The following is a 22,282-nucleotide window of genomic DNA, read 5'->3' as shown; positions in this document are numbered from 1 at the left end:
ATTGGTTTGTAAATGTTTTTGGATTGGTTTTTAAAGTAATAAATGTTTTATTTTCTAATCTTATCTTCATTTTGTTTCACAAAAGCATCCCAGCCTGTATAACTTTTTCCTGCAACAATTTTTCCTGAATTAAAAAAGTGACAAACTGCTGCTGCCAAACCATCCGTAGAATCCAGATTTTTTGGTAATTCTTTTAAACCTAAAAGTTGTTGCAACATTTTGGCTACCTGTTCTTTACTGGCATTTCCGTTTCCGGTAATTGCCATTTTTATTTTTTTAGGCTCGTATTCTGTAATCGGAATATCTCTTGAAAGTCCCGCTGCCATTGCGACACCTTGTGCGCGACCCAATTTTAACATAGATTGTACGTTTTTGCCAAAAAACGGAGCTTCAATCGCAATTTCATCAGGATGATGTGTTTCAATTAATTCAATCGTACGTTCAAAAATAATTTTTAGTTTTTGATAATGATTGTCATATTTGGACAATTGCAATTCGTTTAACTGCAAAAATTCCATTTTTTTATTGATGACTTTTATTAATCCAAAACCCATAATTGTGGTTCCTGGGTCAATACCTAATATGATGCGTTCTTTTGTCATTTTTTATTGTGGGTTACACAAAGTATCACCAACTTAACACAGAGATTGTAAAGTTTTTTTCAATCTCTTCGTGTATTTTTGTGACTCCTTTGCGAATCTTTGTGAAATAGCTTTTTCGCAATAGTTTCCTTTACTTTGCAGCATGATTTCAATTCCTCACAAAGCTAAACAATTCCTTGTTCTTCTAGTCAAACTTTTGATTATTGGTGGCGCATTTTATTTTATTTACAATCAATTGGCAAATAACGACAAACTCGACTGGCAAAAGTTTATCACGTTGTTTCGTAAAAATCAATCGGTTTTAGGAATTGGGTTTATATTGCTTTTGAGTGTTTTAAATCGTTATTTCGAAATTTTAAAATGGCAAAATCTTGCTAAAGTAATTCAGGAAACCTCCGTTTACCAAGCCACAAAAGAAGTTTTGGCAGCATTAACCGCCGGAATTTTCACACCAAATGGAGTAGGAGAGTATGCCGGAAAAGCGTTGTATTATCCAAAATCTGAAGCTAAAAAAGTAGTTTTTCTGAATTTAATCTGCAACGGAATCCAAATGATTTTAACCGTTGTTTTTGGCATTTTCGGATTGTTATATTTCAATGCAAAATTCAATGTTATCACAACCAAAACAGTCGGGATTTTATTTGCAATTTTTGTTTTAATCTTTGTGGTTTTCTTCTTTTTAAAGAAAATAAAAATCAAAGGATATTCCATTGAAAAATTGCTTCATAAAATTAATGGAATTCCAAAACCAATTCATCAACGAAACATCTTTTTAGGCACATTGCGTTACGTTGTTTTTTCGCATCAATATTACTTTTTGTTTTTGGCTTTTGATGTTGATTTGCCTTATTTTACATTGATTGCAACAATTGCAGTAGTTTATTTTTTAGCTTCATCTTTGCCTACTTTTCAGTTTCTGGATTTTGCTGTAAAAGGAAGTGTTGCGATTTATTTTTTCGGAATTCTTGGTGTAAACGAATGGATTGTAGTTTTTATAAGTACTTTGATGTGGTTTCTAAATGTGGTTTTACCAGTCATTTTAGGAAGTTATTTTGTATTGAATTTTAAAACTAAACCAACAACATGATTTTGGTTTTTTTCTTCATATTAAGCATTTATATCATTAGTATTGGCTTACTTATTTATGGTTTTACCAAAGTGAAAAAATATCGAAAACCGAATTTAAAACCCAAAACAAGTTTTACAATTATAGTTCCGTTTCGAAATGAAGAAGAAAATCTGCCAAAGCTTTTAAACAGTTTTTCAGTGCTTAATTACCCAAATGAATTATTTGAAGTGATTTTGGTTGATGATAGTTCAAAGCAAAAGTTTCAGGTTTCAGATTTCGGATTTCAGGTTTCGATAATTGATAATATTCGAATTTCAAGTTCACCTAAAAAAGATGCTATTTCAACGGCAATGCAACATGCAAAATTCAATTGGGTTATTACGACAGATGCAGATTGTATTGTGCCTGAAAACTGGCTTATAACATTCGATAATTATATCCAGGAAAATAAAGTTTCAATGTTGGCCGGAGCTGTTTCTTATAAATGCGAAAATTCTTTTTTAGATCATTTTCAACAATTAGATTTAACGAGTTTACAAGGAGCAACAATTGGAAGTTTTGGTTTAAAAAAGGCATTTATGTGCAATGGAGCTAATTTTGCATACACCAAATCATTATTCGAAAAACTAAACGGGTTTGAAGGCAATAATAAAATTGCCAGCGGCGATGATGTTTTTTTATTACAAAAAGCAGCAGCATTATTTCCCAATGAAGTTCATTATTTAAAATCGGAAGAAGCAATTGTAGCAACAAAACCAACCGAAGATTGGAAATCATTATTTTATCAAAGAGTGCGTTGGGCAGCCAAAACAAGTTCGTACCAAAGTACTTTTGGTAAGTTTTTAGGATTAGTTGTTTTCTTTGGAAATTTGACTTTTGTGATCGGTTTTGTGCTTTTTATTTCAGGAATTTTCTCCTGGCAATTTCTCGGTTTATATGTTTTTTTAAAGTTTGCAGTAGATTTTATTTTGCTTTATAACACAAACCAGTTTTTGACAAAAGAAAGAATTAAATATTTGATTTTAAGCAGTATATTTTATCCTTTTTTCAGTTCGTCAGTAGCATTATATAGTCTTTTTGGTTCGTATGAATGGAAAGACAGACGTTTTGGAAAATAGGATTTAATATTAAAATTCAAAAGAAAAATTCAAGTTTCAAACCAGAAAATTAAGTTTATTTATTTTCTTTTGCCTTAATAATTACAGGCAAAATAAACTGGGTTTTTACAGGAACACCACGTTTTATGGCAGGATTTACTTTAGGAAAATCGACCAGTCGTGCGCGTAGAATACTATCTATTTTTGTGGTATCATAATCTACAGAATCTTTAGGAAATTGTGGTTCAAATTTCATTGTAGCGTTAGGAAACACGGTAACTTTTACATCGATAGTATCAAGTTCCGGATACATAATAGATAAGCTGTCAATATCTAATTTTTCCTGAATAAGTTGTGACATTACCTCAAAAAAGCACTTTTGACGTTGTTTTTTATCATTAATTTTTTCGCAATCAACTACAGACGGATATTCGTCAACCACTTTCCAATTGATAGATTTAAGTTCTTTTTGAAGTAATTCTTTTTCAGACGGGACCTGCTTCTCAAAATATTGACAAGAATTGAAAAGTAATATAATTAAAAAAAAGAGTAACTGCTTCAAGATTTATTGTTTAGGGCTGATTATTGTAAAAATACGATTATTTTTTTTGGCTTTGTTTGTATTCCAGATATTCTTCATAGTTTTCAGCAAGCCATTTTTCTTTATTTTGGGCTGCAACTTCTTTTTGATCCGGATATAATTTTGCCAAACGATCAGAAAAAGTTGCAATCTGCACCGTATAATTATAAAACTCGGTTTTGCTCAACATAATATCCGGATTGTTTTTACGGGTAAAGTATTCAAAAAAAAGAGCATCAAATTCCTTCATTGAGAAATTTAATACCTTTTTCTTATTACTTTTATATATACTGTCCTGAAGCAATTGGTCATCTACAGACAGTTTTTTAGTTTGAGCATAAGTATAACTATTGGTCGCGACGATCAAAGAGCAAAAAAGAATTAATTTTAAAACGTTTCGCATTGTCTAATTTTTCTGACGATTTAAGAGACAAAATTACAAAAAAATATATGGATTTACTATTGTTAACACTTGGTTTTATATGCATAATTGTTGGTGTTTTTGGTAGTTTTTTACCTGTTTTACCTGGTTTAAGCAGTTGTTGGGTTGGTCTTTTATTATTATACCTCACAAAAGCAGTCGAAAATAATTATTGGGTTTTGGGTATAACTCTTGTAATTACTATAATAATTACAATTCTCGATTATGTAATTCCCGCTCATGGAACAAAAAAATTTGGTGGCAGTTCGTACGGAATCTGGGGAACAAATATTGGTTTAATCGTTGGTATTCTTTCTCCAATACCTTTTGGGGTAATTATAGGACCGTTTGTAGGTGCTTTTGTGGGAGAAATGATTTACGATTCTAAAAACCATACACGTGCAATAAAAGCAGCTACTGGCTCGTTGCTCGGTTTTCTGGCCTCTAGCTTCATTAATTTTATGTTTTGTATAGTTTTTCTTGGAATTTTCTTAACTATTGTGTGGCAAAACAGATTATTGTTGTTTTAAAGAATGCTGATATGTTAATATTTTTCTTATATTTTGATTTTTTTTGAAAAAATAACAGTTTTTCAAAATATTTTTTTTATCTTATTTTGAGAACGAAAGTGTTATATTTATTGGGACTTTGATATTTTGATGTCAGAAATGGTCAAAATTACCCCATAACTTTTTAACTTAATTTTTGGAAATGTTAAAATATTTTATATTTTTATCCTGATAAACGACAAAAAGCCCCACTTAGTCGATTATTTAGAATGGATTTAAATAAATTTTAAAACTATAACATATGACTCCTAACCTACAAATTGAACTTAGACGTTTTATTTCTTCTAATGTTGTTTCAAAATTAAATAAATTTTATTTCGAAAATGATGCTCTGTTAATTAAAGGAATCGATGTCTCGATCGGTACAGTTTTAATGGGCTTGTATAATAAAGCCGAGGAGTCGGGTTTTTATAAAAATATCACTTCATTAATTGCAGATGATTCTGTGTTTTACGGAGAAGTCGATTTTACTTCAGGAAGAATTTTATCTGTAGATGATTGTTACCGTATCGAAGGAAACGAGTTGTTAAAAGAGATCTTCAGCAACAAAAAAGGAAGAATTTCTGAAATGATTTCAAACGAAGTAGGAATCAAAAGTGAAACAGCAAGAGAAATACTTAATTTTTCAGCACTACTAGTTGTTTCATATCTTAAAAATAATGCTCAGTTATTAAAAAGTTTAAAATTATTGTTAGAAGAGCAAAAGCGAGATATTCTTAACAGTATTCAGCCTGGAATAAAAATCATCCTTGGTTTTTCATGCCACGAAACAGTTGAAGATAAAAATCAAGCTATGGGCAGATCTGTTTTTACACTTTTCGGACATAACTTTTTTTAGTATTCCATATTTTTTTAAAATAAAAAATCCCATTTTACAATTGTAAAACAGGATTTATATTGTTTAATTTGAAGCGTTTCTTAAACGTTTTTCAAATTGATAACTTCTTGTTCGGTCAAAAAGCGCCAGTTACCTCTTGGTAAATTCTTTTTGGTTAAACCAGCAAAAGATACACGATCAATACGCAACACATCATAACTAAAGTGTTCAAATATTGCACGAACCACTTTTACGTTAGATGAACGCAGTTTTAGGCCAATTTCGCTCTTAGGTTCATTATCAATATAACTAACTTCTTCAACAAACACTCGGTGTCCGTCAAGAACTAAACCTTTACTAATTTTTTCTAAATCCTCATATTTCAAGTTTTTATCTAACGAAACCTGATAAATTTTAGATGATTTCTGACTCGGTAAAGTAAATTTACGAATCATATCAGTATCGTTTGTAAACAACAACAAACCAGTTGTGTTTTTGTCCATTCTTCCAATCGGAGCAATTTTTGCATTGGTAGAACCACGAACCAATTCCAAAACATTACGGTATTCCTGACCTTCATCAAGAGCCGTTGTAAAGTTTTTAGGCTTGTTCAATAGAATGTATTCTTTCTTTTCAGGAGTCAAAGTAACACCGTCAAAATTTACAACATCATTTAATTTTACTAAATAACCCATTTCAGTTACCGGAACGCCATTTACTTTTACGTTTCCAGACTGAATGTATATATCTGCATCACGACGAGAACAAACACCTGAATTAGAAATGTATTTGTTCAAACGAATTTCGTCTGAAGCTTTTTGTCTTTTTGGAGCCTGATTCTGTTTTTTAATTTTTTCTGCCTTTTCTTCTTCAGCAGCCTTAACAGCAGGTTTCACTTTTTTTGGCCCTTGAGCGCGCTTCGCCATGGCAGGTTTTGGCTTGTTAGAGTTTGGCCTAGAGCTATTTGGTCTAGAACCACCACCTTTATTATTGCCTTCCTTTTTGTTCATAAATTCTGTAATTTGTGCAAAGATAGTTTATTCTTGCTAAATAATCCTAAGTTCATTGTTCTTAGATTAATAGCTATAAATTTTAAGTCTTTCAGAAGCATCACAATGAGCTTTTTTTGGTCATGGTTTCCCGCTATTGTTCCAATCTTTTATTTTTTGACGGCAAAAAATAAAAGGATTTCCACGCTATCGGGGCTAGAATCAAACAAATGGGCTTCTTTTAAACATTTTGAAAAGTTATTGCGTAGAGATTTGCAAAGCATTTTTGATCAGATTTTGTGTAACTCCGTGCTATTTTCGTGAATCTTTGTGAATCTTTGTGAAATAGATATTAAAAACGTGAAAGCAAATTCTTTCCGTGCCATAAAACACTCGGATTAATCAAAACAATGCAAAAAACACCAGAAACAATCAAGAATTTCAATACATTATGAAGTAGTAAATATTGTTCTTTAGAATTTGATTTCCAGAGATAAAGCAAGAAGAATAACAGTGCAATAAAGCAGGCGTAAAAGTAAATATCCATATAACCCACATCATAAATGTTGATTAAAACATAAACAGGAATTACTGTCATGAAGATTAAAACAGTAATAATTTGTTTTGAAACCGTTTCGTTATATAATATTGGAATAGTTTGGTAATCGTTTGCTAAATCGCCTTTTAAGTTTTCAAGATCTTTTATCATTTCGCGTATTAGCAAAAGCAAAAACAAAAACATGGCATGTGCTGAAATTACTGCAAAATGATTCATGTGATTTTCTATTTCCTCAAATAAAATCTTGTTATAGAAATATAATAAAATGGCAAAAAACGGAACAACAGCCAATAGCGCCGATGTTAGATTGCCAATTATAGCGTATTTTTTTATTTTATGAGAGTAAAACCAAATCAGGAAAATATAAACCGAAAAGAATAGGAAAGCGCGCCATGAAACAATCAACGCCATTAAAACAGCCAGGAAATTTAAACTAAAATAAACCGATAATTTTGTTTTTTGACTCACCAAACGATCCAACATCGATTTGTTGGGTCTGTTGATTAAATCTTTCTGGCTGTCGTAAAAATTATTGATAATATAACCCGAAGCAATTGTAATAGCCGAAGCAAAAACAATCAAGAATAAATTGAAATCCAATAAAATGTCAAGAGCTCTTTTTTCCGGAGCTAATATAAAAATGGCTGATAAATATTGTGCCAAAACAATAATTGGAATGTTGTAACCTCTTACCACAGAGAACAAACTAACAATTTTCATTACTAAAAGTTTGTGCTGTCTGCTTAACATTTTTTATTTAAGTTTTTGGATTTAGGTCTAAATTAGGATTTTTTTATTGATGGAAAAGAAAAATCAAAGTTTATTTTTTAATAATGCTGCAGAACCATACCCTAATTTTCGTATACACGCTAAAGCTTCTTTTTGAGAAATTTCTAACTCTTTGATGTCTTTTTTATTTACAAAACAAACAGAGCCGCTCCAGGGATTTGGAGCATCCGGAATGAAAACTGAAAAATTATTTTCATCTATTTGTTCGATTAAAAAAGCAAATTGCAAACCGGCATCTGTAGGAACCAGAACGACTTTTAATTCTTCATTAGACTCAAAACCCACTATGTTTTCGTTCATCTTTTTCATGAAAGAATAACCGGGAACAAAGCTTAATACTCCATCTTCTAATTTTTGTATTAATTTTTGTGCTTTTGCTTTTCGGGCAAGTAAACCAGCTAGAAAACAAATGATAATTATAATTAATATTCCGATAAGTTCCTGAAGAGCCAATCCTAAAATTTTTACTCTTGGCAAAAGGCTTACAAGTGGGAGCGTAATTTTTTGAACAATATTATATCCCTTCTCTAAAAGAACAATCAATAAAATTAAAGGAGCTAAAAAAAATATTCCTCCCAAAAAAGTTGCTTTGATGATTTTTAGAATATTTTTCATATAAATAGCTTTTGAGTAATAATTTTCAGCGAACTGAAAGCTGCCTTAAAGCTATTTATTATTAGAATTGATAAACCACTTCTAATTTATAGTCTTTTAAAGAAGCTTTTGCACGTTCTAAATCCTGAGTAAAACCCAGAATATAGCCGCCACCGCCAGAACCACAAAGTTTTAAATAATAATCGTTTGTGTCAATTCCGTTTTGCCAGATTCCATGAAATTGTTCAGGAATCATTGGTTTAAAATTATTTAAAACGACCTTTGAAAGCTTTTTAGTGTTGGTGAATAACGATTTCATGTCACCATGTAAAAAGTTCTCTACACAAGCGTCTGTATATTTTACGAATTGGTTTTTAAGCATTGCACGGAAACCTTTGTCTTTTAGGTTTTCCATGAAAATGTTCACCATCGGAGCCGTTTCGCCTACAATTCCTGAATCTAATAAGAACACAGCCCCTTTTCCGTCAAAACTTTGAGTCGGAATTCCGGTTGCTTCAATATTATCTTTAGAATTAATTAAAATCGGAATACTCAAATAACTGTTTAAAGGATCTAAACCAGAACTTTTTCCGTGGAAAAAACTCTCCATTTGAGCAAATATATTTTTTAGTTTCAACAGTTTTTCGCGAGTTAAATTCTCTAAAACCGTAATTTTATGCGTAGCATATTTGTCATAAATAGCAGCAACAAGAGCACCGCTACTTCCAACTCCGTAACCTTGCGGAATACTTGAGTCGAAATACATACCCGTTTCAACATCATTTTTTAAAGTTACCAAATCAAAAGCAACCAATTCCGGTTGTTCTGTTTGTAAAGTTTCAAGATAAGTTGCAAAACGTTTTAAACTTGAGTTTGATGCAATAGCTTCGGCCGAAGGATCTTCGATTTTCTTTAAAGCACCATTATAAAAATTATAAGGAATAGAAAGTCCTTTAGAGTCGCGGATAATTCCGTATTCTCCAAAGAGTAATATTTTTGAGTAAAATAATGGTCCTTTCATGTTTATTTTATGTCTTTCTTAATTTGAGGAGAATATTTCTTCGTTTTAATTAACCTTTAATGTATAATCCAATAATCATCATGGCCAGAGCAAAAAATAGGCCAACAAACCATTTTATCATGTCATTTTTTGCATCTGTAATTTCTTTTTTTACAAAATCTTTAGAAGCAATTTCATTTTTATCTTGTCTAATTTCTTCACTAATGGTTCTGTCAATAGCTTCAACAAATTCCTTAGCCTTACTCTCATCGAGATTAAGTTCTTTTCTAAATAAATCGGAAAGTTTTATAGTTGCACTATTCATAATTATTGACCAAAAAAGATATTATAATTATTAAAGATACGGAAAATTATAATGCAATTGCACCGTCTCCAATTTCGTCGCAAATATACTGCTGATTCTGGCAAAATACAACTAATTCGTCCTGAATAAATTGTAAGATTTTGTCTCTAACGTTTTCGGGATACAAAACATGAACATTTGCACCGGCATCTAGTGTAAAACAAACCGGAATTTGCGTTTCATTTCTAAATTTCCAGATTGCATTAATAATCTGTAATGTATTTGGTTTCATCAAAATAAAATACGGCATCGAAGTCATCATCATGGCGTGCAAAGTCAAAGCTTCACTTTCGACAACTTTAATAAATTCGTCTAAATTACCATTTTCAAAAATTGTGATCAATTGATCCAGATTTTCATGTGCCTGAGCAAAACGTCTTTCGGCATACGGATGATTGTGCATTAAATCATGCCCAACGGTACTTGAAACTTGTTTTTCGCCTTTATCAACTAATAAAATAGTGTCTTGATAATTCCTGAAATTTTCATGAATTGTGTGCGGAAACTCAACTCCAAATAAATCAGAACTTCCTTCAATGTTTTTCTGATTTCCCCAAACAACTACATTTCCTTTTACGCTTCGGCATGCACTTCCTGAACCTAAACGCGCTAAGAATGACGCTTTTTGATAGAAATATTCATCCGTCATTTCAGGATTTAAAACTTTCTCTAAACTCATAAAATTCATTGCCAAAGCTGCCATTCCAGATGCCGAAGAAGCAATTCCGGAACTGTGCGGAAACGTATTTTGTGTGTCAATCGTAAAATGATAGTCTTTTAAAAAAGGTAAATAAACTTCAATTCGTTCTAAAAACTTCTGAATTTTTGGTTTGAAATCTTCTTTTGGTTTTCCTTCAAATAATAAATCGAATGAAAAAGAATTTTGATTATCTCTTTTTTCAAAACCTAATTTGGTAATCGTTTTGCAATTATTCAGTGTGAAACTAACGGAAGGATTTGCCGGAATTTGATTGTCTTTTTTTCCCCAATATTTTACTAATGCAATATTGCTGGGAGCGCTCCACTCAAAGTTTCCGTTTTCGATAGTCGAAGTATATTTTTCAGGAATAAAATCAGCTGCTGTAAACATGAATTATAAATTTTGGCAAAGATAGTTTTTAAAATTAAACCAAGTATTTTACCATATAAGTTATATAAGAAAATTTAAGTCACACTTACTAAAATGAACTTATATAACTTATATGGTTTAAACTTTCTTTTTGACTATTTTTGACTAAAAAAATAAAATAGTAATGGGTAAAATAGCCAAAATTGCAATAGCTTTAATCGTTTGTTTAATCGTGGGATATTCTGCAAGTATTGTTACGAGACCAAGCGTTGAGAGTTGGTATCCAACAATTGAAAAACCAATTTTTAATCCGCCAAATTGGATTTTTATGCCGGTTTGGACATCTCTTTATATTTTAATGGCGGTTGCTGCAGGTTTAGTTTGGGATAAAATAAAAGAACAAAACGAAGAGGTAAAAAAAGCTTTAGGTTTCTTTTTGATTCAATTAACATTGAATGCAGTTTGGTCGTATTTATTCTTCGGATTAAAAAACCCGATGTTGGCTTTAATTGAAATCGCGATTTTATGGTTAATGATTTATGAAACGTATCTAAAATTCGGTAAAATCAATAAAATTGCTGGTTACTTATTGATTCCATATTTAGCTTGGGTTGGATTTGCAACGATTTTGAATGCCAGTATTTGGTGGTTGAATAAGTAGAATTTTTGTTTCAGGTTTTTTTAGTTTCAAGTTTAATCAATACATTTTATTTTATGAATAAATTCAAGGCTTATGTTGTTGTTTTTGTTTTAATCTCATTTAAGAGTTTTGCTTGTTTAAATGGTGAAACTAAAACATTGAAAAATGGAGTTACAATTTATGTTGATTACAGAGGACTTGTACCTCACGGACATAATTTTTTTATAAATAATTTTCCAAAATTGATTTCGGAGCTTGATGGTTTGTATAAAAAAACAAATAATATAGATTATTTATCTGATAAGGGATATGTTTTGATTGTTCAAAAAAGATATGATGAAGCATTGAAATTGTATTTGAATATTGAAAAGACAAAGCCTAATCGATATTCTACTGCATCAAATATTGGAACTCTTTATGAGTTAATGGGGGAAAATCAGAAAGCATACGATTGGATTAAAAAATCAATTGAAATTAACCCTGAGTCACATAATAGTTCTGAATGGCTTCATTTGAAAATATTAGAAGCTAAAATCAAGAATTTGTCTGATGTGCCAGGTCAATTTCTTATTAATACTAATTTCGGAACTACAGGGATTCCGAAAACAAATTTATCGAAAGAAGAAATAGACCAATTAGCAAAATCAGTTTACTTTCAAGTAAATGAACGAATGTCATTCATTGAACCAAAAGATAAAATTATTTCAATTTTACTTTTCGAATTAGGAAATCTTGTAGAGCTAAAGGGAGAGCATGAAAATGCGCTTCAAATTTATAGAACTGCAAGAACATATGGATATGAGGGTGATTTAATAGTTGCAAGAATGATTAATAGTACAGAAAGTAACACTAATTATTTGCAAAAAAAGACATGGGATTTAACTGGAAAAATTAATGCTTTAAAAAAAAGTAAAGATGGAGTAGATTTAGATTATGTAAATCAAATCGAAACCAGTTTGGTCATTGTTTCCATATTTGGTTTGCTTTTATTGATCGGTTTAATAGTGATCTATTTTAAGTGGAAGAATTTAAAGGATTATGTCATTTTGAATGATTTTACAAAATAGAATTTTTGTTTTGGATTTTACAATATCTTAAAAAAACTTTTATAAAACCTCAATCAAATCCAAGGGAGAATTTATAACCACTTTCGCACCACTAGCTTTTAATTCTTCTTCTGTTCGGTAACCCCATGAAACTCCAACCGGAAACATATTTGCATTTATTGCGGTCTGCATATCAATATCAGAATCTCCGACAAAGAGGATTTCTTCAGGTTTTATATTCCAGTTTTTGCTTATTTCTATTGCTTCAAAGGGATTTGGTTTTTTAAGGGCTTCAGTGCTTAAACCAACTGCAGAATCAAAATAATCAGGAAATATTTCTGCAGCTATTTTTTTGGTAAGTTCATCGGCTTTATTTGAGAAAACCGCGAGCTTGATATTTTGAGAAGTCAAGTTATCTAATAACTCGACAATGCCGTTATAAGGTTTTGTTTTAAGCGTGCAAACTTCACGATACTCAATAACCATAGCATTGAAACAGTTTTCGACTTCAATTTCTGTATTATTTGATGCGGGCAAAGCTTTGCTTACTAAATTACGCAAACCACTTCCTATAAAATATTGATACGTATCGTAAGTATGAGTTGGATAATTTAGACTTGTAAGTACCGTATTCATTGCGTCTGAAATATCTTCTAATGAATTTACCAACGTTCCGTCTAAATCAAAAATAATTCCTTTAAATTTCATTCTATTAAATATTATTCGCCAAAATAAACCCGCTTGTCCAGGCATTTTGAAAATTAAAACCTCCCGTAATCGCATCGATATTAACAATTTCTCCGGCAAAATAAAGGTTTTGATGTAATTTGCTTTCCATGGTTTTAAAGTTGATTTCTTTTAAATCAATTCCGCCTGCGGTTACAAATTCTTCTTTAAACGTACTTTTTCCGTTGACCTGAAATTTGGCTTTTGTAAGCTGTAAAGCTAAATTCTGCAATTGAATTTTAGATAAATCTGCCCATTTTGTTTCGGTATCAATTCCTGAAGCCAAAACTAAACTTTCCCATAAACGATTTGGAAAATCAAAAGGAGATTTTTTTGAAACGGCTTTTTTAGCATGCTCTTGTTTTAAATCTTTCAGGATTTTTTCGGCATCTTCAGTATCAACATCATTTAACCAATTTACGAAAATGGTAAACTGATAATTTTTATCGAATAAAGTATGTGCGCCCCAAGCCGAAAGTTTTAAAATCGCCGGACCACTCATTCCCCAATGCGTGATTAACAAAGGTCCGGTCGATTCTAACTTAGTATCTTTTACGTTTACAGTAACTTGTGCTGCAACGCCGGGTAATTCTTTTATACGGGAATCTTTGATGTTGAAAGTAAATAGGGAAGGAACAGGGCTAACAATGGCGTGTCCTTGTGTTTGTAACATTTCCCAAATTTTCGGATTACTTCCTGTAGCAAGAACTAATTTTTCTGTAGCGTAGTTTTCGTCTTGAGTATCAATTTTCCAATGATTTTCGGCTTTAAAAATCGATTGTACGCTTTGACCTGTCAATACTTTTATACCTAATTTTCCGGTTGCTTCTAAGAAACAATCGATAATAGTTTGTGATGAATTAGAGACAGGAAACATTCTTCCGTCATCTTCTATTTTTAATTCGACACCATGTTTTTCAAACCATTCTATTGTATCTCCGGAACAAAATTGATGAAAAGGACCACGAAGCTCTTTTTCGCCTCTTGGATAAAATTTGACCAGTTCATTTGGTTCAAAACATGCGTGCGTAACATTGCATCTTCCTCCACCGGAAACACGCACTTTAGAAAGTACTTCTTTTCCTCTTTCTAAAATGGCAATTTTTAGTTTTGGATTTTTCTCTGCAATATTAATCGCTGTAAAAAAACCTGCAGCGCCTCCGCCAACAATGATTATATCGAAATTTTTGATCATATTTTATTTTTTGCCACGAATTACACGAATTGGCACTAATTTTTTTTACTTGCCACAGATTAAAAAGATTTACACAGATTTTAAAATCCTTTTAATCTGTGGTTGAAATTTTAAACGTTATAGTTTATCCGGAAAATCAGAAATGATTCCGTCTACGTTGTAACTTTTTATTTTTTGAATGTCTTCTGGTGTATTTACTGTCCAGGGAAAAACGAGAAATCCTTGTTCTTGCATTTCTTTGGTGTTTTCCTGATTTAATAAAATATAATCAGGATTAATTGCACGTGCTTTTATTAAATTGGCGAAAGACAAAGCGGTATCGATATCTTCTTCTGTTAAAACTCCAATTGCAATATTTGAATTTAGATTATGAACTTCTTCTAAAGAAGTCCAATCAAAACTCGAAACAATGAAATTTTCGTAATTCCAGTTTTTGTGAGTAATATATTCTTCAATTAAGGTGACAACTTTACCCGCAGTTCCTAAACCTTTTAATTCGACATTGATCAGACATTTTTTGTCAACCAAATCAAAAACCTCGTTTAAAGTTGGTATCTGATATTTTTCATCAATCAAAAATGATTTCAATTCAGATAAAGAAAAAGTATTTACAAAGCCTTTTCCGTTCGTTGTTCTATCGATAGTTTCATCGTGAATTACAATAATATGTCCGTCAGTACTTAAGTGAACGTCGAGTTCAATTCCATCAGCATTTAAGTCTAAGGCTCTCTGAAACGATTTTAAAGTATTCTCGGGCTCGTATCCTCTGGCACCGCGATGAGCAATTTTCAGCATTTTGTGAAGTTTAACCGCAAAGGTCGCAAAGTTTTACGCAAAGTACGCTATTGATTTATTAAAAAAGTTTTGCCACAAATTTCACGAATTTGGACTAATTATATTCGTGATAATTCGAGAAATTCGTGGCAAAAAACTTTGAGGTTAGTTAATCTCCAATAAAACAAGTCCGAATTCAGAGTCGATGACTGCTTTTCCGTTTTCAACTTCTGTTTCTTTTCCGGAGAAAGCATCTATTAATTTTGTACCATCTTTAAAGATAGAATCAACCAAAAGCTCTTTTATTCCTATTCCCAAATCTAAGCCAACTATGACTTCATCACTATAATTTCCATTAGTATAACTTCTGGAGAAAATATATGGTTTTTCAGAAATCATAACGTGTTTTCCTGCTCCAATGGCTGGATGATTTCGTCTAAATTGACCTAATTTCTGCCAATGCAAAAGTATTTTTTTGGTTTCCGAATTATTTTGAATGTCATCCCAATTCATAAAAGATCGTAAAGTGGCATCGCCTTCTGTACCTTCAATTATTAGCGAACGACCAGATTCGTCTCCATAATAGACTTGTGATATTCCGGGCGAAAGCAATAATTTGGTTCCAGATTCAAATGTTCTGTTTCGATGCGCATCAAAAGGATCAGGATCATCGTGCGAGGTTACATAATTAAGAATGCTATAACCTTTCAATTCATTTTGAAGTTTTACTGAATATTTCGAAAATATAAATTCATAATCATTTTGGACATCCAATTTAAATTCAAAATTGATCATGTTGTTAAAACCATTCTCAAAATAATTTACTTTTCTGTCTCCAAAATCATAATATTGTCCGCCGCTGATTCCGTAACCGTAAACTTCGGCAATCGTGTAAAATGGATTTTGATCCAGGACTTGTAAAGGATGATGTTTTTTCCAGGTTTCAAAAGCGTAGTCACATTCTTTTTTAAAATCTGCCCAAACATCTTCATCAGTATGTTTTACGGTATCAGCCCGGTAAGCATCAATTCCAAATTCTACAATATAATCGGTTAGCCATTTTATGATGTAATATTTTGGAGTTCTTGGGTAATTTGTTCTTTTGAAGAATTCGTCTAACGAAGCAATTTCTTTTTCATACCGACCTTCGTTTTTCCATTTTTCGATTAAAAAAGAGGGCAATGCTACTTCCTGATTACTTTCGGTTCTCACGTCCGGAAGATTATCGACCAACGTACACATTGTCGTATTTTCAAATGATTTATAATCGCAGACAACACCTGTTCTTACCCAATCTTCGGGCCAAATAGGATCTTCGGGAGTTACTGGTCCGGTATGATTTATAACACCGTCAAGAATAATTCTGATGCCTTTTTCGTGTGCTTTTTTAACCAGATTGGCCAAATCTTCTTTGGTTCCGAAATTAGGATCTAAAGCCGTCCAGTCTCTTGCCCAATAACCGTGATAGCCATAAGTAAGCCCGGTTCCTTCATCAACGCTATCGTGAATTTGCTCTACAATCGGCGTAAGCCAAATGGCATTTATTCCTAGTTTATCAAAATAACCTTCGTCGATTTTTTTAATAATTCCAATGATATCTCCACCTTCAAAACCACGTAATTTTCCCGGAGTTTTGGTTCGGTTAAAGTTTACATCTTTAGGATTGCCATTGTAAAAACGATCGGTAAGTAAAAAATAAATATTTGCGCCTTCCCAAACGAAAGGTGTTTTCGAAGTGTCTTCTTTATTCATTGAAACTGATTTTGAGCCAGAATATTAAAGATAAAGAAAGGAAAGCATATAATTCAAAAAACCGCCACGAATTCACAAATTATTGTTTTATAATATTCGTGAATTCGTGGCGGAAATTATGTGTTTAAAAATTTATTCCAATTCTAAAACTAGAGCTGATTTTGGTTCTAAAGTAATTTCAGTAGTTAAATCGAATGTTTTTCCAGTCAAAACATCTTTTCCTGATTTAAAGTTTTTAATGTTTTCTTTAAAACGATTTGTTTTTACAACTTGCTCTTTTGCATTGTTATTGAAAACTACCATTACGGTTTTAGCATCAGTATATCTGAAATACACATACGTATTATTTTCAGGAATATAATGCGTCATTTTTCCGAAATGAACGGCTTCATTCGATTTTCTCCAGTTGAATAATTTTGAAGTGAAATCAAAATAACCTGCTTGCTCTGCCGTTCTTCCTGCTGCTGTAAAAGCATTGTTTTTATCGCCTGCCCATCCGCCTGGAAAATCCTGACGAATATCGGCATCACCGCCTTTGCCTTTATCACCGCCCATTCCAATTTCTGAACCGTAATAAACTTGTGGAATTCCGCGAATTGTTGCCAATAAAGTCATCGCCAGCTTGTATTTTGGTAAATCATATTTGAACTTATCGTTCATACGGTCTGTGTCATGATTTTCAGCAAAAACCAAAATATTATTGGTGTTTGGATATAAAAAATCCATCGCAAAATTGTTGTAGAATTTAATCAATCCGTTGTCCCAGCTTGGTTCATTTTCGTTGAAAGCAGAAGTTATCTGACTTTGAAGCGTAAAATCCATTACACTTGGCAAATTCGAATTGTAGTTTTCGATCGCGCCAATTTTACTGTCTTTTTGCCAATAGGCTAAATTCGCCTGATTGTGCATCCAGATTTCTCCAACGATATTAAAGTTTGGGTATTCATTTGTAATTGATTTTGCCCAATTTGCCATCGCTGTTTGGTCAGAATAATTATAAGTGTCAACTCTGAAACCGTCAAGATTTGCATATTCGATCCACCAAATAGCATTTTGAGTTAAGTATTTGGCAACAAGGGGATTTCTTAAATTTAAATCTGGCATTGAAGGCACAAACCATCCGTCAACACAAACTTCCTGATCTATTTTTGAAGCGTGAATATCTGTAATTACTTCACGACGGTGGTGTGTTTGCGTGAAAGTTTCGAACTGATTGAACCATGTTTTGGTTGGAATATCTTTCATCATCCAGTGTGTAATTCCCCAGTGATTGGTCACATAATCCATAACCAGTTTTAGGTTCTTTTTGTGCATTTCTGCCGACAAACGAGCGTAATCATCATTAGTTCCGTAACGCGGATCAATTTTGTAAACGTCCGATTGTCCGTATGTATGATACGAATGCTGTTTGTCGTTGTCTTCGCATAAAGGCGTGCTCCAGATTGTGGTTGCACCAAGAGACGAAATATAATCTAAGTTTTTGATGATTCCTTCGATATCTCCACCGTGACGTCCGCTTGGATCTTGACGGTTTCCTTTTTCAGTTAGAACAGGATCGCTGTCGTTTTTAGTATTTCCGTTAGCAAAACGATCTGGCATGATTAAATAAATCATATCTGATGCATCGTAACTTTTTCTGTCTGCAGAATTTGCTCTTCTTTCTTTAAGCGAATATTTTTGCGTAAAAGCGACTTTATTTTTGTTTTTGAAAGAGAAAACCAATTCAGAAGTTTTTAAGTTTTGCGTATCAATGGTTACGAAAAGATAGTTTGGATTTTCTGTTTTTTCTACATGTTTAATTACCACATTGTTTGAAACCGAAGTTTCATATTGTGAAATATTTTTTCCGTAAAACATAATCTGCAATTCCGGATTTTTCATTCCTGCGTACCAAAATGGCGGTTCTACTTTCTGGATTTGCGCTTTCGCGGAAGCGGAAAACAACAAAACCAAAAGTATTAATTTATAGATCGAATGATTTATAAGCGATGTTTTAAGGTTTTTCATAGTTTGTATTTTAAAAATTCTTGAAGAATTAGTTGTTAATGTTTTTGATTGGAGGAGGTGGAGGAGGCGGAGGTAAAACTCCTTTTGAACTTTCAAAATTTACATTTTTTTGGATTTCCTTAAGTTTTAAATTTGTTTTTATTCTGCCAATCCAATGTGAGATTGAATCAATTTCTTTTGGAGCTTTGTGACTATGAACAAAAACAGTTTTGCTTTTGGAATTTTTTTTTATGTTTATTCCATAGCTACTTCCGTCGGAATAATTCTCAAAGTATTCAGATTTATAATTAAAAAGATTTACTTTCTCTATGTAGTCAAAAAGTTTCAGTCTTTCTTCGGAATTTAAAATTCCGTAATAGTTTGTATTTTCTTTTGTAACAGAAGTAGTATCATCAATATTTCTTCCAATCCAATGGTATCGAACGTAGACAGTATCAGATTGAGTAAATTTGATAGAATAGAGTTCACTGAATGTATCTCCATAAGAATAGTCAAATGAATCAAAGACGTTCTCTTTTTTAGTGCAGCTTAAAAGCAATAAATTCAGAATAGTAATTATAAATAAGTTTTTCATGATTTCTAATTTTTAATCACATGGAATCCCAAATAAATCTAAACCGTCAACCCAGAATTTTGTTATTGGTTTATTCTTTGTTACAATATATATTGCTCTTCCCGGAAAGTCACATTTGCTTTTTCCATGATCTTTCCCCCACATAAAATCATCATTATAGGAAAAATAGGCATCGCCAAGATTGGCAAATATCTTTGTTTTGATATTGTCTTTATAATCATAATTTTTGCTTTGCTGATCATCATAATCACGTACTTTTTTTTGAATATCAAAATAGCTATTTTGATAATTTATTGCCAGCAGTTGTTTGGAACAAAAAATTGGTTTTCCATTTTTAGCCACATCAAAATTCTCAATTGGAAAAGCAATAATGTTTGTACGACATTCATCAAGTCCACAAACAACGTTGTTTATTGTTATTTTTGAAAAACCTTTTGTTCCATAAACATAATAACTGGTCTGGATGATTTTTTTAATCTGGTTTTCAAGCGTTTTGTTTCTAATTAGTTTGTATGTTCCTAATGTGTCATAATATTCAAAGTTTCTCATTTTATGAGTTTTGGGATTTTCCACAACATTGAATAAGGAATCTTTAGCATTTACGTCATTAAAGGTTTTGTCAAATTCAGCTCCCTTATAAGTTCCTTCTTCATTTAAATTGACTACAATTGCAGTTGTTTTTCTGGATAAATCATAAACAGAATAAAGTGTTTTATCAATATCAATTTTTTCTAAAGTATCTGATTTTTTATTTTCATCATCTTTTGCAACAACTGATTCTTTTTTTTGATTGCAGGAAATCAATAAAAGACTTAAAAAGAAACCTGTGATATATTTCATGTTAATTGGGTTAGGAAATGTTTTCTGCAATTTAAAAAAAAGACAAGCAATTCTGGGGATAATTACTTGTCTTTTTAGGGTGTTATTTGGTTTCAATAACGCTTATTGCATATCCTCCGCCCGGAGCAGATAACTGCGATAATTTTGATTTGCTTGTTACAGTAATTTTCTTGATTGTGTAAGCTTGCGGATTCGTTTTGTAATGCGCATCTTTTGCATCTGCATAAATTGTTGCCGTGTATTTTTTACCTTTTTCAAGGAAACTGAAATCGATGTTTGAAGTACGGGAAGTTTCTCCGTTTACGTTTCCAACGAACCAATTGTTTGTTCCTTTTGCTTTACGTGCAACAGTAATAAAATCGCCTGGCTCAGCCTCGATATATTTACTTTCTGACCAATCTACAGCAACATCTTTAATAAATTGGAATGCATCTGGAAAACGATTGTAGTTATCCGGAGTATCTGCTGCCATTTGTAATGGGCTGTACATTGTAACGTATAACGCCAATTGATTTGCAATTGTACTGTTTACATGCGATTTGTTATCAGGATTCATTTTGCTGATATTCATTTCGAAGATTCCAGGCGTGTAATCCATTGGACCTCCAATTAAACGTGTAAATGGTAAAACAGTAACGTGATTTGGTTTTGAACCTCCAAAAGCTTGATATTCTGTTCCTCTTGCAGCTTCGTTTCCAATTAAGTTAGGATAAGTTCTGCAAATTCCTGTTGGACGAACTGCTTCGTGAGCATTCACCATAATTTTATAATCTGCTGCTTTTTCAATTGCATATTGGTAATGGTTTACAATCCATTGATCGTAATGATTTTCACCGCGAGGTAAAATATCTCCAACGTAACCGCTTTTTACAGCATCATATCCGTTGTCTTTCATGAATTTGTATGCCTTGTCCATATGGCGCTCGTAGTTACGAACAGAACCTGAAGTTTCGTGGTGCATGATAATTTTGATTCCTTTAGATTTTGCATATTCGTGCAAACCTTTTACATCAAAATCCGGATAAGGCGTTACGAAATCAAATACATAATCTTTTGAGTGACCAAACCAGTCTTCCCAACCTTCATTCCATCCTTCAACCAAAACAGCGTCGAAACCATTTGCAGCAGCAAAATCAATGTATTTTTTTACGTTAGCATTGTTTGCGCCGTGAGTTCCGCTTGGTTTTGCTTTTGAGAAATCAGAAACTCCTAATTGAACTGTTGGAAAATCATTTGTGTATGACCAAGTACTTTTTCCTGTAATCATTTCCCACCAAACACCAACGTATTTTACTGGCTTAATCCAAGACGTATCATCAATTTTTGATGGATCATTTAAGTTTAAAGTCATTTTTGAAGCTAAGATTTCTCTCGCGTCATCACTTACCATAATTGTTCTCCAAGGAGAGTGACTTGGCGCTTGCATATATCCTTTGTCTCCTTTTGCATCTGGTGTTAACCAAGATGTGAAAGTCATGTTTTTATCATCTAAATTCAAGTGCATACAAGAATAGTTGATCAAAGCAGCTTCGTGTAAGTTGATATAGATTCCATCGTTTGTTTTTAACATCAAAGAAGTCTGAACTCCTGTTGGTGAAAAAGATTTTTGAGAAACGTTCGCTGTATATGCTTTTTCAGATAAACCTCTAATTTCAGATAATTTCGATTTTGTATAATCGTATTCCTGTGTGTCATAATCTCCCGGAATCCAAAATGCAGTGTGGTCGCCCGCCATTGCAAATTGTGTTCTTTCTTCTTTGATTACGAAATAAGTAAGATTCTTTTGAGCTGGAAATTCATATCTAAATCCAAGTCCGTCTTCAAATAAACGGAAACGGATAATGATTTGTCTGTCTGTTCCTTTTTGGTTTAAAGTTACAGCCAATTCATTATAATGATTTCTAATGTTGTCTACTTCTCCCCAAACCGGTTTCCAGGTTTCATCAAAAGTGGATGTTTTCGTATCAACAACTGTAAAGTCATTCAATAAAGATTTTTTATCATCTTTAAGTTCAAGACCTAATTTACTGGTTTTTACAACTTCTTTGTTTTTGTATTTTAAATTGTAAGTTGGAGTTCCGTCGTTTTGAAGAGAAAATTCCATTACGAACTTGCCTTCGGGTGATTTTAATTGTTGCGCTTCTGCAATAGAGCTAAAAGCAAACAAGATTAAACTTGCGAAAAATAAGTTTTTCATGTTTTTTAGTTT

Annotated in this window: 23 protein-coding genes; 6 read left to right on the top strand and 17 right to left on the bottom strand. The window is 32.2% G+C overall.

Features of this window, described 5'->3' with window-relative positions:
• Positions 1–47: 47 nt before the first annotated feature.
• Positions 48–602, bottom strand: a complete 555-nt coding sequence (gene ruvC / locus GKZ86_RS03330; protein ID WP_029271706.1) for a crossover junction endodeoxyribonuclease RuvC — start codon at positions 600–602, stop codon at positions 48–50.
• Positions 603–744: 142 nt separating this feature from the next.
• Here ruvC and GKZ86_RS03325 point away from each other — a divergent pair, with 142 nt between their 5' ends.
• Positions 745–1,689 (top strand): lysylphosphatidylglycerol synthase domain-containing protein, encoded by a 945-nt coding sequence (locus GKZ86_RS03325; RefSeq protein WP_154781682.1) that lies wholly within the window; start codon positions 745–747, stop codon positions 1,687–1,689.
• The gene (locus GKZ86_RS03320; protein ID WP_154781681.1) at positions 1,686–2,789 is read left to right on the top strand and encodes a glycosyltransferase; all 1,104 of its coding nucleotides are present in this window, start codon (positions 1,686–1,688) and stop codon (positions 2,787–2,789) included. Before GKZ86_RS03325 ends, GKZ86_RS03320 begins: the two co-directional genes overlap by 4 nt.
• Before the next feature lie 55 nt (positions 2,790–2,844).
• Here the strand turns inward: GKZ86_RS03320 and GKZ86_RS03315 are convergent, their stop codons facing one another.
• Positions 2,845–3,330 carry a hypothetical protein gene (locus GKZ86_RS03315; RefSeq protein ID WP_154781680.1) on the bottom strand — a complete coding sequence of 162 codons (486 nt, stop codon included), beginning with the start codon at positions 3,328–3,330 and terminating at the stop codon, positions 2,845–2,847.
• Between the two features lie 37 nt (positions 3,331–3,367).
• Positions 3,368–3,751 carry a hypothetical protein gene (locus GKZ86_RS03310; protein ID WP_154781679.1) on the bottom strand — a complete coding sequence of 128 codons (384 nt, stop codon included), beginning with the start codon at positions 3,749–3,751 and terminating at the stop codon, positions 3,368–3,370.
• Positions 3,752–3,798: 47 nt separating this feature from the next.
• On the opposite strand from GKZ86_RS03310, the gene GKZ86_RS03305 reads away from it, so the two are divergent.
• Both GKZ86_RS03305 and GKZ86_RS03300 read left to right on the top strand, forming a co-directional pair.
• A complete protein-coding gene (locus GKZ86_RS03305; RefSeq protein ID WP_154781678.1) occupies positions 3,799–4,299 on the top strand; it encodes a DUF456 domain-containing protein in 501 nt (166 codons plus the stop codon).
• 280 nt (positions 4,300–4,579) lie between these two features.
• Complete coding sequence (locus tag GKZ86_RS03300; protein WP_154781677.1) at positions 4,580–5,176, top strand: DUF937 domain-containing protein; 597 nt, start codon at positions 4,580–4,582, stop codon at positions 5,174–5,176.
• Positions 5,177–5,256: 80 nt separating this feature from the next.
• Here the strand turns inward: GKZ86_RS03300 and GKZ86_RS03295 are convergent, their stop codons facing one another.
• The 6 genes from GKZ86_RS03295 to GKZ86_RS03270 all read right to left on the bottom strand — a co-directional run bounded on the left by GKZ86_RS03295 (position 5,257) and on the right by GKZ86_RS03270 (position 10,540).
• Positions 5,257–6,165 carry a pseudouridine synthase gene (locus tag GKZ86_RS03295; RefSeq protein ID WP_154781676.1) on the bottom strand — a complete coding sequence of 303 codons (909 nt, stop codon included), beginning with the start codon at positions 6,163–6,165 and terminating at the stop codon, positions 5,257–5,259.
• A 331-nt stretch (positions 6,166–6,496) separates the two neighbouring features.
• Entirely contained in the window at positions 6,497–7,453 is a 957-nt protein-coding gene (locus GKZ86_RS03290; protein WP_154781675.1) for a geranylgeranylglycerol-phosphate geranylgeranyltransferase, read from the bottom strand.
• A 63-nt stretch (positions 7,454–7,516) separates the two neighbouring features.
• Complete coding sequence (locus tag GKZ86_RS03285) at positions 7,517–8,107, bottom strand: DUF502 domain-containing protein (RefSeq protein WP_154781674.1); 591 nt, start codon at positions 8,105–8,107, stop codon at positions 7,517–7,519.
• Positions 8,108–8,168: 61 nt separating this feature from the next.
• Positions 8,169–9,107: a mevalonate kinase gene (locus tag GKZ86_RS03280; protein ID WP_059114834.1), complete on the bottom strand. Its 939-nt coding sequence runs from the start codon at positions 9,105–9,107 to the stop codon at positions 8,169–8,171.
• Between the two features lie 49 nt (positions 9,108–9,156).
• Positions 9,157–9,411 carry a hypothetical protein gene (locus GKZ86_RS03275; protein ID WP_154781673.1) on the bottom strand — a complete coding sequence of 85 codons (255 nt, stop codon included), beginning with the start codon at positions 9,409–9,411 and terminating at the stop codon, positions 9,157–9,159.
• Positions 9,412–9,457: 46 nt separating this feature from the next.
• Entirely contained in the window at positions 9,458–10,540 is a 1,083-nt protein-coding gene (locus tag GKZ86_RS03270) for a diphosphomevalonate/mevalonate 3,5-bisphosphate decarboxylase family protein (protein ID WP_154781672.1), read from the bottom strand.
• Positions 10,541–10,703: 163 nt separating this feature from the next.
• Here GKZ86_RS03270 and GKZ86_RS03265 point away from each other — a divergent pair, with 163 nt between their 5' ends.
• Both GKZ86_RS03265 and GKZ86_RS03260 read left to right on the top strand, forming a co-directional pair.
• The gene (locus GKZ86_RS03265) at positions 10,704–11,180 is read left to right on the top strand and encodes a TspO/MBR family protein (protein WP_154781671.1); all 477 of its coding nucleotides are present in this window, start codon (positions 10,704–10,706) and stop codon (positions 11,178–11,180) included.
• A 53-nt stretch (positions 11,181–11,233) separates the two neighbouring features.
• The gene (locus tag GKZ86_RS03260; protein ID WP_154781670.1) at positions 11,234–12,226 is read left to right on the top strand and encodes a tetratricopeptide repeat protein; all 993 of its coding nucleotides are present in this window, start codon (positions 11,234–11,236) and stop codon (positions 12,224–12,226) included.
• 39 nt (positions 12,227–12,265) lie between these two features.
• Here GKZ86_RS03260 and GKZ86_RS03255 read toward each other — a convergent pair whose 3' ends face one another.
• The 8 genes from GKZ86_RS03255 to GKZ86_RS03220 form a co-directional block, all read right to left on the bottom strand.
• Positions 12,266–12,913, bottom strand: coding sequence for an HAD family hydrolase (locus tag GKZ86_RS03255; RefSeq protein WP_154781669.1), 648 nt, complete (start codon positions 12,911–12,913; stop codon positions 12,266–12,268).
• A gap of 4 nt (positions 12,914–12,917) precedes the next feature.
• On the bottom strand, positions 12,918–14,126 hold the full coding sequence (locus GKZ86_RS03250; protein ID WP_154781668.1) for an NAD(P)/FAD-dependent oxidoreductase: 1,209 nt from the start codon (positions 14,124–14,126) through the stop codon (positions 12,918–12,920).
• A gap of 117 nt (positions 14,127–14,243) precedes the next feature.
• Entirely contained in the window at positions 14,244–14,921 is a 678-nt protein-coding gene (locus GKZ86_RS03245; protein WP_154781667.1) for a glycerophosphodiester phosphodiesterase family protein, read from the bottom strand.
• 144 nt (positions 14,922–15,065) lie between these two features.
• Complete coding sequence (locus GKZ86_RS03240) at positions 15,066–16,652, bottom strand: alpha-amylase family glycosyl hydrolase (protein WP_154781666.1); 1,587 nt, start codon at positions 16,650–16,652, stop codon at positions 15,066–15,068.
• A 132-nt stretch (positions 16,653–16,784) separates the two neighbouring features.
• A complete protein-coding gene (locus GKZ86_RS03235; protein ID WP_154781665.1) occupies positions 16,785–18,659 on the bottom strand; it encodes a glycoside hydrolase family 13 protein in 1,875 nt (624 codons plus the stop codon).
• Positions 18,660–18,687: 28 nt separating this feature from the next.
• Positions 18,688–19,233, bottom strand: a complete 546-nt coding sequence (locus GKZ86_RS03230; protein ID WP_154781664.1) for a hypothetical protein — start codon at positions 19,231–19,233, stop codon at positions 18,688–18,690.
• A gap of 12 nt (positions 19,234–19,245) precedes the next feature.
• A complete protein-coding gene (locus GKZ86_RS03225) occupies positions 19,246–20,073 on the bottom strand; it encodes a hypothetical protein (RefSeq protein WP_154781663.1) in 828 nt (275 codons plus the stop codon).
• 82 nt (positions 20,074–20,155) lie between these two features.
• The gene (locus GKZ86_RS03220) at positions 20,156–22,270 is read right to left on the bottom strand and encodes a glycoside hydrolase family 97 protein (protein WP_154781662.1); all 2,115 of its coding nucleotides are present in this window, start codon (positions 22,268–22,270) and stop codon (positions 20,156–20,158) included.
• Positions 22,271–22,282: the final 12 nt, after the last annotated feature.

The organism is Flavobacterium sp. LC2016-13 (genome assembly GCF_009707955.1).
Classification (GTDB): Bacteria; Bacteroidota; Bacteroidia; order Flavobacteriales; family Flavobacteriaceae; genus Flavobacterium.
This window is presented reverse-complemented; position numbering and strand designations above follow the sequence as displayed.